Source organism: Klebsiella sp. HMSC09D12 (genome assembly GCF_001808475.1).
GTDB lineage: Bacteria > Pseudomonadota > Gammaproteobacteria > Enterobacterales > Enterobacteriaceae > Klebsiella > Klebsiella oxytoca.
Map to the genome: position 1 here is coordinate 17,152 of NZ_KV793508.1, position 11,092 is coordinate 28,243.

General features: G+C 60.3%; 8 protein-coding genes. 4 read left to right on the forward strand and 4 right to left on the reverse strand.

The window, feature by feature from the left end:
• The first annotated feature begins 115 nt into the window (after positions 1 to 115).
• Both norV and norW read left to right on the forward strand, forming a co-directional pair.
• Positions 116 to 1,561 (forward strand): anaerobic nitric oxide reductase flavorubredoxin, encoded by a 1,446-nt coding sequence (gene norV, locus HMPREF3178_RS26490; protein WP_004104829.1) that lies wholly within the window; start codon positions 116 to 118, stop codon positions 1,559 to 1,561.
• Positions 1,558 to 2,691: an NADH:flavorubredoxin reductase NorW gene (gene norW, locus HMPREF3178_RS26495; protein WP_017145508.1), complete on the forward strand. Its 1,134-nt coding sequence runs from the start codon at positions 1,558 to 1,560 to the stop codon at positions 2,689 to 2,691. Before norV ends, norW begins: the two co-directional genes overlap by 4 nt.
• A gap of 230 nt (positions 2,692 to 2,921) precedes the next feature.
• Here the strand turns inward: norW and HMPREF3178_RS26500 are convergent, their stop codons facing one another.
• The 4 genes from HMPREF3178_RS26500 to HMPREF3178_RS26515 all read right to left on the reverse strand — a co-directional run bounded on the left by HMPREF3178_RS26500 (position 2,922) and on the right by HMPREF3178_RS26515 (position 7,854).
• On the reverse strand, positions 2,922 to 3,935 hold the full coding sequence (locus tag HMPREF3178_RS26500; RefSeq protein ID WP_004104831.1) for a HoxN/HupN/NixA family nickel/cobalt transporter: 1,014 nt from the start codon (positions 3,933 to 3,935) through the stop codon (positions 2,922 to 2,924).
• A gap of 11 nt (positions 3,936 to 3,946) precedes the next feature.
• The gene (hypF, locus tag HMPREF3178_RS26505) at positions 3,947 to 6,166 is read right to left on the reverse strand and encodes a carbamoyltransferase HypF (protein ID WP_017145507.1); all 2,220 of its coding nucleotides are present in this window, start codon (positions 6,164 to 6,166) and stop codon (positions 3,947 to 3,949) included.
• A gap of 12 nt (positions 6,167 to 6,178) precedes the next feature.
• Positions 6,179 to 6,706: an electron transport protein HydN gene (hydN, locus tag HMPREF3178_RS26510; RefSeq protein ID WP_004104833.1), complete on the reverse strand. Its 528-nt coding sequence runs from the start codon at positions 6,704 to 6,706 to the stop codon at positions 6,179 to 6,181.
• Between the two features lie 134 nt (positions 6,707 to 6,840).
• Complete coding sequence (locus HMPREF3178_RS26515) at positions 6,841 to 7,854, reverse strand: LacI family DNA-binding transcriptional regulator (protein ID WP_004104834.1); 1,014 nt, start codon at positions 7,852 to 7,854, stop codon at positions 6,841 to 6,843.
• Positions 7,855 to 8,110: 256 nt separating this feature from the next.
• Between HMPREF3178_RS26515 and ascF the strand changes: the two genes are divergently transcribed.
• Both ascF and HMPREF3178_RS26525 read left to right on the forward strand, forming a co-directional pair.
• Positions 8,111 to 9,553 (forward strand): PTS cellobiose/arbutin/salicin transporter subunit IIBC, encoded by a 1,443-nt coding sequence (gene ascF, locus HMPREF3178_RS26520; protein WP_004104835.1) that lies wholly within the window; start codon positions 8,111 to 8,113, stop codon positions 9,551 to 9,553.
• A 26-nt stretch (positions 9,554 to 9,579) separates the two neighbouring features.
• Positions 9,580 to 11,004 carry a 6-phospho-beta-glucosidase gene (locus tag HMPREF3178_RS26525; RefSeq protein ID WP_004104839.1) on the forward strand — a complete coding sequence of 475 codons (1,425 nt, stop codon included), beginning with the start codon at positions 9,580 to 9,582 and terminating at the stop codon, positions 11,002 to 11,004.
• The last annotated feature ends 88 nt before the right edge of the window (positions 11,005 to 11,092 follow it).

Sequence of the window (11,092 nt, forward strand, 5' to 3'; positions counted from 1 at the left end):
ATGAATTTTAATAAAAATATAAAAACCATTAAATTCAATAAATTAAAAAGTTGGCACGCAACTTGATATAAGCAAAACATCCTATTTGAACAATGCTGAATTAATTGAGGTTGCTATGTCTATTCTGGTTAAAAATAACATTCATTGGGTTGGCCAACGCGACTGGGAAGTGCGTGATTTCCACGGGACGGAATACAAAACGCTGCGCGGCAGCAGCTACAACAGCTATCTTATCCGGGAAGAAAAAAATGTGCTGATCGATACCGTCGATCATAAATTCAGCCGTGAATTCGTGCAAAATCTGCGCGGCGAAATCGATCTCGCCGATATCGATTACATCATTATCAACCACGCGGAAGAGGACCATGCCGGCGCGCTCACCGAACTGATGACGCAAATTCCGGACACGCCGATTTACTGCACCGCCAACGCCATCGACTCCATCACCGGACACCATCATCACCCGGAGTGGAATTTCAACGTGGTGAAAACCGGCGACAGCCTGGATATCGGCAACGGCAAGCAGCTGATTTTCGTCGAAACCCCGATGCTGCACTGGCCGGATAGCATGATGACCTACATGACCGGCGACGCGGTGCTGTTCAGCAACGACGCCTTCGGCCAGCACTACTGCGATGAACATCTGTTTAATGATGAAGTTGACCAGGTTGAGCTTTATGAGCAGTGCCAGCGCTACTACGCCAACATTCTGACCCCGTTCAGCCGTCTGGTGACGCCGAAAATTACCGAAATCCTCGGCTTTAACCTGCCGGTAGATATGATTGCCACCTCCCACGGCGTGGTCTGGCGCGATAATCCGACGCAAATCGTCGAAAAATATCTCGAGTGGGCGGCGGATTATCAGGAAGACCGCATCACGATTTTCTACGATACCATGTCCAACAATACCCGCATGATGGCCGATGCGATCGCTCAGGGCATTACCGACGTGGATCCGCGCGTGGCGGTGAAAATCTTCAACGTCGCCCGCAGCGATAAAAACGACATTCTGACCAACGTGTTCCGCTCGAAAGGCGTGCTGGTCGGCACCTCAACCATGAATAACGTGATGATGCCGAAAATCGCCGGGCTGGTGGAGGAGATGACCGGCCTGCGTTTTCGCAATAAGCACGCCAGCGCCTTCGGCTCCCACGGCTGGAGCGGCGGCGCGGTTGATCGCCTGTCCACGCGTTTACAGGATGCGGGCTTTGAAATGTCCCTGAGCCTGAAGGCCAAATGGCGTCCGGATCTCGACGCGCTGGAGCTGTGCCGTGAACACGGTCGCGAAATCGCCCGCCAGTGGGCACTCTCCCCGCTGCCGGTCACCAGTGAGGCCAAAGCTGCGCCAGAAGCAACGTCCTGCGCAGCAGCAGCCACTGCCGATCTCGGCCCGAAAATGCAGTGCAGCGTTTGCCAGTGGATTTACGACCCGGAACAAGGCGAGCCGAACCAGGACGTCCAGCCGGGTACACCGTGGAGCGATGTGCCGGATAACTTCCTCTGTCCTGAGTGTTCACTGGGTAAAGATGTGTTTGATGTTCTGGCATCGGAGGCAAAATGAGTGATGGCATCGTCATCATCGGCTCGGGCTTCGCGGCCCGTCAGCTGGTGAAAAATATCCGCAAGCAGGACCCGAACATCCCGCTGACCCTGATTGCCGCCGACAGTATGGATGAGTACAACAAGCCGGATCTCAGCCATGTGGTCAGCCGCGGGCAGAACGCCGACGACCTGACCCTGCAAACGGCGGGTGAGTTTGCCGAGCAGTACAATCTGCGCCTGTTTCCGCATACCTGGGTCAGCGATATCGACGCTGATAATCAGCGGGTGAAGAGCCAGGACCGCGAGTGGCGCTATGACAAACTGGTACTGGCCACCGGCGCGACGCCGTTTATCCCGCCGGTGCCGGGCCGCGAGCTGATGCTGACACTGAATAGCCAGCGAGAATACGGCGCGGCGCAAAGCCAACTGCGCGATGCAAAAAGGGTGCTGATCGTTGGCGGCGGTCTGATTGGCTGCGAGCTGGCGATGGATTTCTGCCGCGCCGGCAAAGCGGTGACGGTCGTGGATAACTCCGCCAGCGTGCTGTCGGCGCTGATGCCGCCGGAAGCCAGCAGTCGACTGCAGCATCGTCTGACCGACATGGGCGTGCATCTGATGCTGAAGACCCAGCTGGAAAGCCTGGAGCAGAGCACTGACGGGATTCGCGTCACCCTCGACCGCCAGCGTACGGTGATGGTGGATGCGGTAGTGGCGGCCGCCGGTTTGCGCCCGGAAACGGCGCTGGCGCGGCATGCGGGGTTGAAGACGCACCGTGGCGTGGTAGTGAACAGCCAGCTGCAAACCAGCCATCCGGCGATTTACGCCCTTGGCGATTGCGCGGAAATCAACGGCATGGTCCTGCCTTTTCTGCAGCCGATTCTGCTAAGCGCCATGTGTCTGGGTAAAAACCTGTTGGCCCAGCAGGGCGAGCTCAAGCTGCCGCCGATGCTGGTGAAGGTCAAAACGCCGGATTTACCGCTGCATCTGGCGGGCGATACCCGGCGTGAGGATCTGACGTGGAATATCGTTGCCGCCAAAGATGGCCTGGTCGCGAAAGGCGTTGACGCCGAAAACCGGCTGCGCGCGTTTGTGGTTAGCGAAGATCGCATGAAAGATGCTTTTGCCCTGCTCAGGCAGCTGGTGAGTTAACCTTGATGAAATGAGGTTATTCCCGAGGCGCGGCGTAAACGCCTTACCCGGGCTACCGGATCTCAGACGGCAGTAGCCCGGGCAGGCGCCTTGCGCCGTCCCCGGGAGCAGCGCGCAGAGTGGCATAATTTCCCGGAGGCGATGCTTGCGCATCTGTCCGGGCTACCGCCAGCAGACGGCTGTTAACCTGTAGCCCAGCTAAGCGCAGCGCAAGCCGGGGAAAGCCCAACCTACCGCGCCAGATTATCGTACCCGCGCCAGCGGTAGTTGAGCACCGACAGCACCCAGCAGGCCACGAACAGCCCGACCACTGCAAAACCGGCGTCGCCGAGATGGTCGTTCAATGCGCCGACCCAGCGCCAGACGCCGCCGCTCAGAGAGAACTTATCCATCAACAGCCCCAGCGCCTCCAGGCCGCCGATAAATAGCGCCACCACCACCGAGGTGCCGGTAATAGTCATATTGTAATAGAGCTTGCGCTGCGGCTTGCTGAACGCCCAGCCGTAGGCGCCGACCATCAGCACGTTATCAAGCGTATCCACCAGCGCCATTCCGCTGGCGAACAGCGCCGGAAAAACCATAATCGACCAAATCGATACCCCGCTCGACGCGCTGGCGGCGGAGATCCCCAGCACGCCGACCTCCGTCGCCGTATCAAAGCCGAGGCCAAACAGAAAGCCCACCAGATACATCTGCCAGCTGCGGCTAATCAGGCGGAATGTTTTCGCGAACAGCCAGCTCATCATACCGCCGCCGGTCATAATCTCATCGCTCACCTTTTCGCCCTGCTTCCACGCCTGAAAGCTGCGCCAGACGCTGCGCAAAATGACCAGGTTGATAAGAGCCATCACCAGCAGGAATAGCGCCGATACGGCGGTGCCGATAACGCTGCCGGTCTCGTGAAACCAGCTCATCTGCTGGCCAAACGCGGTGGCGGTCGCGGCAATCGCCGCCGAAGCCAGCACCACAATCGACGAGTGTCCCAGAGAAAACCACGCGCCAACGGCAAAAGGCCGCTTCCCCTGCTGCATCATTTTGCGGGTCACGTTGTCGATCGCCGCGATATGGTCGGCGTCCACCGCGTGGCGCAGACCATATCCCCAGGCCAGCAAGCTGGCGGCCATCAGCGCGCCGCTGCCGCCGAACGCCGCAAACGCCCAGCCCCAGGCCAGCAAATTGGCGGCAATTAATGCCAGCACCAGCGCCGCTGCGCGCGGCTGCTGACGCAAAATCGTCACTATCATATGGGTATCCTTTAAGCCTGCAGGCGGGCCGCAGCGACGATCGCCTGACCGAGGGCAATGGCGCCATCGCCGGCGGGCAGCTGCTGCGGAAAGAGCAGAGTAAAATCGGCCAGATAAAAGGTCAATCGCGCCGTCAGCAGGCGGTTGTGCAGCACCCCGCCGCCGAAGGCCAGCGTGTGAATGTTCCGCGCGTTCGCGCAATCGCGCATCATCGCCGCCAGCCCGCGGGCCAGCGCATCATGAAAGGCCCACGCTTTTTGCGCCGGGCCCGCCTGCCAGCTCAGCCACTGCCGCCAGAACGTCGCCAGGTCCAGTTTACCTTCGCGCCACGGCAGGGTCACCGGATGATCCACGCCTTCGCAGGTCGCCGCCAGCGCTTCCAAACGGCATGCCGCCTCCCCCTCATAGCTCAGGGCTAGCGGCGCACAGCCCAGCGCGCAGGCGACGGCGTCAAACAGACGGCCGCACGACGATGCCTGCGGCGCATTAATACCACGCTCGATTGCTCGCGCCAGCAGCGGCCAGTTTTGCTGGCGCAGCGCGGCGGTGTCGGCATAATTCTGCCATTCAGGGACAAACGCCAGGCAGTGGGCGAGCAGATTGCGCCACGGCTGACGCGCCGCGAGGTCGCCGCCGGGCAGCGCCACCGACGGCAGACCGCCAAGATGCTCACACTCGCGATAGTTGACCCGCAGGCACTCGCCGCCCCACAGTTCGCCATTTTCCCCCATCCCGATGCCGTCGAGCGTCAGGGCAATCACGTCGCCGCCCTCCAGCGGCCAGCGATGCTCGGCCAGGCACGCGGCAGCGTGGGCATGATGATGCAACACCCGCTCCACCGGCAGCATAAGCGACGCCGCCCACCGCGAAGCGCGGTAGCCGGGATGGGCGTCGGCAACCACCCGCTGCGGCGTAAAAGCGTAGATCTCCTGCATCAGGCGCAGCGCCTGCCGCCACTGCGCCTCAACGCCCTCCTCGTCGAGATCGCCAAAATGCTGGCTGAGCACCGCTTCGTCGCCGCGCAGCAGGCAGAACGTATTTTTCATATCCGCGCCGAGGGCCAGCAGGGGCGGCGCATCGTGAAACCCCGGCGGCAGCGCCAGCGCGTCCGGCACGTAGCCGCGGGCGCGACGCAGCATCTCGCCGCTTTGCCGCACTACGGAATCATCCATCCGCTGCACAATCTCGCGGTTATGCAGCAGAAAACCGTCGGCAATCCCGGCTAAATCCGCCAGCGCCTCTGCGTTGGTTAACGCCGGCGGGCGACCGCTGAGGTTGCCGGAGGTCATCACTAATGGGCGCGCCAGCGCCTGCGAAAGTAAATGCTGCAGTGGATTAGACGGCAGCATCCCCCCTACTTCCGCAAGCCCTGGCGCAATCTGGTCGCACAGCCCGGCCACCTGCGTTTTATCCAGCAGCACGATCGGTGCGGCGGGGGACGTGAGCAGCGTCACCGCCGGTTCATCGAGCCCCGCCGTTGTCGCCAGCATCACCGCCAGCGGTTTCGCCGGGCGATGCTTGCGCGCCCGCAGCCTCGCGACGGCCTCAGGATTTCCGGCATCGCACAACAGATGGAAACCACCCAGCCCTTTCACCGCCACTATATCGCCCGCCATCAGGCGAGCCGTCGCCGCTTCAAGAGCCGCCTCGCCAAATGAATGCGCCTGCGGCCCGCGCCACTCCAGCCGTGGCCCGCACTCGGCGCAGGCTACCGGCTGCGCGTGGAAACGGCGATCGGCGGGGTCGCCATACTCCGCCGCACAGGAGGTGCAGAGTGGAAACGGCGACATAGAGGTCAGTGGACGGTCGTAGGGCATGGCGCGAATAATGGTAAAGCGCGGCCCGCAGTGGGTGCAGTTGATAAACGGATAGCGGTAGCGGCGCTCCTGCGGGTTGTTCATTTCCGCCAGGCATGCCGGGCAGGTAGCGGCATCGGGCACAATCTGCGTGCGCATGCTTCCGGCCCCGCTTTGGCGAATGGTAAAGCCTGGCGGCGCGGCGTCCCAGACAAAAGGCGCCGCTGCCGCGCTGTCGATACGCGCCAGCGGCGGGCAGCGCCGGGTTAACGCGGCGAGAAATGGCGCATCACCGCCGACAAGGCGCACCAGCACGCCGTCGCCGTCGTTGCACACGTCGCCGCGCAGCCCCAGCTGCTGCGCCAGCTGCCAGACGAAGGGGCGGAATCCCACCCCCTGCACTTTACCGCGAATGCGGATCTGCACCCCGTTCATTGCGCGACCGGCCTACCAGGCCAGCGCGGTACGGCGGCGTTTTTCGATATTCATCTGTTCGAGCTTGTTGCGGTCGACGCAAATCAGCGCGTGGGTCGGACAGGCATCCATACAGGCCGGGCCTTCCTCACGGTGGTGGCAAAGGTCGCATTTGTTGGCTTCGGCTTTTTCCGCCATCACGTTCAGCCCCGCGCCGCTGTGGCGGATAACCGGGCGCACCACCACTTCCATGGCGCCGTACGGACAGGCCACCACGCAGGTTTTACAGCCAATACAGCGCTCCTGCATCACGTGGACGAAGCCCTGGTCGCGGCTGATCGCGCCGTTCGGACAGACGTTGGCGCACGGCGCGTCTTCGCACTGACGACAGGCGGTGGCCGTCGACACGTTAACGCCTTTGATCACGTGAATACGCGGTAAAAAGCTTTTTGGAGTCAGCGCGGCGCAGTCCTGATTTTCCTGATGAGAGACCACGCAGGCCACTTCACAGGTGCGGCAGCCGATGCATTTGCTTGCGTCGGCGATAATGAAACGGTTCATCCATTTCTCCAGCAGTAAAAAGGTTACGCGCCGGAGTATGCATAATACGTTCCAACTTTTATCTAATTGATATTAAACAAGATAAATACGGAAGATACTGTCATCGTCAGTTGTGACGATGACAGCTGACGACGTCAGGCATGCGGGCCGGGGACCACCGAGTCGCGTTCAATCAGCTCGCCGGGGAAGAGTTGCTGAAATTTAAAATCGCCGCCGTCGAGCATAAAGATCAGCCGGTTGATGCTCTCTTTGATCATCTCCGTCACCGGAACTTTGACGCTGGAGAGCGCCGGAACCATATACGGCGCCAGCGCGATATCGTCAAACCCCACGACCGAGACCTGCTCCGGAACCTTGACGCCGATCTGATGCAGCTGTTTCATCGCGCCAACCGCCATGTCGTCGTTGCTCGCCACCAGCGCGCTGTAGCCGACGCGGCGCTGGCGCAGCGTTTCAACCCCCGCCGCGCCGGTTTCCGGCGTCCAGCGGCCTTCGACGATCAGATCGTTATTCAGGGCAATGCCGTGGCGGGCCAGCGCGTCTTTATAGCCCGAGAGACGCTCAACGCCGGTTGGCGAATCCAGCGAACCGGTAATAAACGCGATTTCCCGATGGCCCAGCGCGATAAGCTTTTCCACCGCCATCATCGCCGAAGCTTTTTGATCGGACCAGACGCAGTGGCTGGCGTTGCGGCGCAGGCGGCGGTTGAGCACCATGATGGGCCGCTCATGATTTTCGATAATCTCATCCATCTCATCAACGCTGAGAAAGCGCGGATAGATAATTATCGCATCGCAGCGCAGATCGAGCAGATACTCAATCGCCTCGCGCTCCTCCTCCGCGCTGTGCTTGCCGTCGGCGAGGATCAGCTGCCGCCCTTTGTCTTCGGTCATCCGCGCGACGTGGTAGAGCAGTTCGCTGAAATAGACGCCGTGATAAAGGGTGTTGGTCACCACCAGCCCGAGGGTCTGCGTCTTTTTCGTCGCCAGGTTGCGCGCCAGCAGATTCGGCCGGTAGCCGCTTTCGGCCACCGCCTGGAAGACGCGATCTTTGGTCTCCTGGCTGACATAGCCGTTCCCCGACAGCACCCGCGAAACGGTGGCCTTTGACACCCCCGCGCGCTTCGCTACCTCCAGCATCGTTGCCATGTGGTTATTCCTGTTGCCAATGTTGCCCGCAGTGTACTGCACACGCTGCGCTTTTTCAGCATTTGCGCGTCGCCCGCGCGGATGCGCACACAGCGATCAAAATCACAAAATCGAGATCTTATTTTTTTATTTCTTGTATGAATAAATGAAACTAATCATGATTTTGTGGAACCGGTTTCCTATGTATGCATGATGCCGCTCCGCTTTCCGGCGCGGTGACAAGCCAGTACCCCATTGATAAACAGGATAAAATCCGATGTCTAAAAATTATGCAGCTCTGGCGCAGCAGATTATCGCGGCAATCGGTGGCGCAGATAACGTTGCCGCCGTCACCCACTGCATGACCCGCCTGCGTTTCGTGGTCAAAGACAACGAGCGGGTCGACAGCGCCACCCTCAAAGGGCTGAAAGGCGTGCTCGGCGTGGTGCGTAGCGATAACCAGTGCCAGGTGATCGTGGGCAATACCGTCTCCCAGGCGTATCGCGAAGTGGTCGCGCTGCTGCCGGGGGATCTGCGCCCGGCCGAACCGCAGGGGAAACCGCCTATTACCCTGAAACGCATCGGCGCCGGGATCCTCGACGCGCTGATCGGCACCATGTCGCCGCTGATCCCGGCGATTATCGGTGGATCGATGGTTAAGCTGCTGGCAATGATCCTCGAGATGACCGGCGCTCTGCCCAAAGGCGCGCCAACGCTGACTATTCTGACGGTGATCGGCGACGGCGCGTTCTTCTTCCTGCCGCTGATGGTCGCCGCTTCCGCAGCGGTGAAGTTCAAAACCAATATGTCGCTGGCGATTGCCATTGCCGGGGTGCTGGTGCACCCGAGCTTTATCGAACTGATGGCCAAAGCCGCCCAGGGCGAGCACGTGGAGTTTGCCTTTATTCCGGTGACGGCGGTGAAATACACCTATACCGTGATCCCGGCGCTGGTGATGACCTGGTGCCTCTCTTATATCGAACGCTGGGTCGACCGTATCACCCCGGCGGTGACAAAAAACTTCCTTAAACCGATGCTGATCGTATTGATCGCCGCTCCGCTGTCGATTCTGCTGATCGGCCCGCTCGGCATCTGGATCGGTAGCGCCATTTCCGCGCTGGTCTATACGATCCACAGCTATCTCGGCTGGCTGTCGGTGGCGATCATGGGCGCCCTGTGGCCGCTGCTGGTAATGACCGGGATGCACCGGGTCTTTACCCCAACGATCATTCAGACCATCGCCGAAACCGGCAAAGAGGGCATGGTGATGCCGTCGGAAATCGGCGCTAATCTGTCGCTGGGCGGCTCGTCGCTGGCGGTGGCGTGGAAAACCAAAAACCCGGAGCTGCGCCAGACGGCGCTGGCGGCCGCGGCTTCTGCAATTCTGGCGGGGATTTCCGAACCGGCGCTGTACGGCGTGGCGGTGCGGCTGAAGCGACCGCTGATCGCCAGCCTGATTAGCGGCTTTATCTGCGGCGCGGTGGCCGGCATTGCCGGGCTCGCCAGCCACTCAATGGCGGCGCCGGGCCTGTTCACCAGCGTCCAGTTTTTCGACCCGGCCAATCCGATGACGATCGTCTGGGTCTTTGGCGTCATGGCGCTGGCGGTGGTGCTGTCGTTTGTCCTGACGCTGATGCTCGGCTTTGAAGATATTCCGCAAGAAGAAGCCGCCGCCGACGCCAGACAGCGTCAGGCCGGCACCCAGGCTTCTCACGCCTGAACACCATTTTGTTAACGAGGTAACGCATGGCGACTTTTCCACAGGGATTTTTATGGGGCGGCGCGCTGGCCGCCAACCAGTCCGAAGGGGCATATCTGGAGGGCGGCAAAGGGCTGACCACCGTCGATATGATTCCTCACGGGGCTCACCGCCTCGCGGTCAAGCTGGGGCAGGAGAAACGCTTCGCGCTACGCGACGATGAGTTCTACCCGAGCCACGAGGCGATCGATTTTTATCATCGTTATAAAGAAGATATCGCCCTGATGGCCGAGATGGGCTTTAGCGTCTTCCGCACCTCTATCGCCTGGAGCCGCCTCTTTCCTGAGGGCGATGAGCTGGAACCGAACCCGGAGGGGATCGCCTTTTATCGCTCGCTGTTCGAGGAGTGCAAAAAGCACCGCATCGAGCCGCTGGTGACGCTGTGCCATTTCGACGTGCCGATGCACCTGGTTACCGAATACGGCTCCTGGCGCAATCGAAAAATGGTGGAGTTCTTCACCCGCTACGCCCGCACCTGCTTTGAAGCCTTTGATGGTTTGGTGAAATACTGGCTTACCTTCAATGAAATCAACATTATGCTGCATAGCCCGTTCTCCGGCGCCGGTCTGGTGTTTGAAGAGGGGGAAAATCAGGAGCAGGTGAAATACCAGGCCGCCCATCATGAACTGGTCGCCAGCGCCTTAGCGACCAAAATCGCCCACGAGGTGAATCCGCAAAATCAGGTCGGCTGTATGCTGGCGGGCGGCAATTTCTACCCTTACTCCTGTAAACCGGAAGACGTGTGGATGGCGCTGGAAAAAGATCGCGAGAACCTGTTCTTTATCGATGTCCAGGCGCGCGGCGCGTATCCGGTGTGGGCGGCGCGGGTATTCCGCGAGAAAGGCGTGACTATCGCCAAAGAGTCCGGCGATGATGAGATCCTGCGCCATACCGTCGATTTCGTCTCCTTCAGCTACTACGCTTCGCGCTGCGCATCGGCGGAGATGAATGCCGGCAACACCAGCGCCGCCAATATCGTTAAATCACTGAAAAACCCGCACATCAAGGCCAGCGAATGGGGCTGGGGCATCGACCCGCTCGGCCTGCGCATCACCATGAATATGATGTATGACCGCTACCAGAAACCGCTGTTCCTTGTGGAAAATGGCCTCGGCGCGCGCGATGAGGTGGAGGCTAACGGCGAGATTAACGACGACTATCGCATCAGCTATCTGCGCGAGCATATTAAAGCGATGGGTGACGCCATCGAGGACGGCATTCCGGTGATAGGCTACACCAGCTGGGGCTGTATCGACCTGGTATCCGCCTCCACCGGTGAGATGAGCAAGCGCTACGGCTTTGTCTACGTTGACCGCGACGATGCCGGCCGCGGCACGCTGGCGCGAAAGCGCAAAAAGTCGTTCTGGTGGTATAAGAAGGTGATTGCCAGCAACGGGGAAGATTTAGCGTAGTGCGCCCCGCAGGCTGAGGGATACTCAGCCTGACAAACACCTGCAACAAGGAAATTTTCCCGGCTCGCGCTGCGCTTAGCCGGGCTAC

Bases quoted from the DNA above. Each gene is read 5' to 3' on its own strand.
- ascF (WP_004104835.1), top strand. From the start codon at position 8,111: ATGTCTAAAAATTATGCAGCTCTGGCGCAGCAGATTATCGCGGCAATC.
- hydN (WP_004104833.1), bottom strand. From the start codon at position 6,706: ATGAACCGTTTCATTATCGCCGACGCAAGCAAATGCATCGGCTGCCGC.
- HMPREF3178_RS26525 (WP_004104839.1), top strand. From the start codon at position 9,580: ATGGCGACTTTTCCACAGGGATTTTTATGGGGCGGCGCGCTGGCCGCC.
- HMPREF3178_RS26515 (WP_004104834.1), bottom strand. From the start codon at position 7,854: ATGGCAACGATGCTGGAGGTAGCGAAGCGCGCGGGGGTGTCAAAGGCC.
- norW (WP_017145508.1), top strand. From the start codon at position 1,558: ATGAGTGATGGCATCGTCATCATCGGCTCGGGCTTCGCGGCCCGTCAG.
- hypF (WP_017145507.1), bottom strand. From the start codon at position 6,166: ATGAACGGGGTGCAGATCCGCATTCGCGGTAAAGTGCAGGGGGTGGGA.
- HMPREF3178_RS26500 (WP_004104831.1), bottom strand. From the start codon at position 3,935: ATGATAGTGACGATTTTGCGTCAGCAGCCGCGCGCAGCGGCGCTGGTG.
- norV (WP_004104829.1), top strand. From the start codon at position 116: ATGTCTATTCTGGTTAAAAATAACATTCATTGGGTTGGCCAACGCGAC.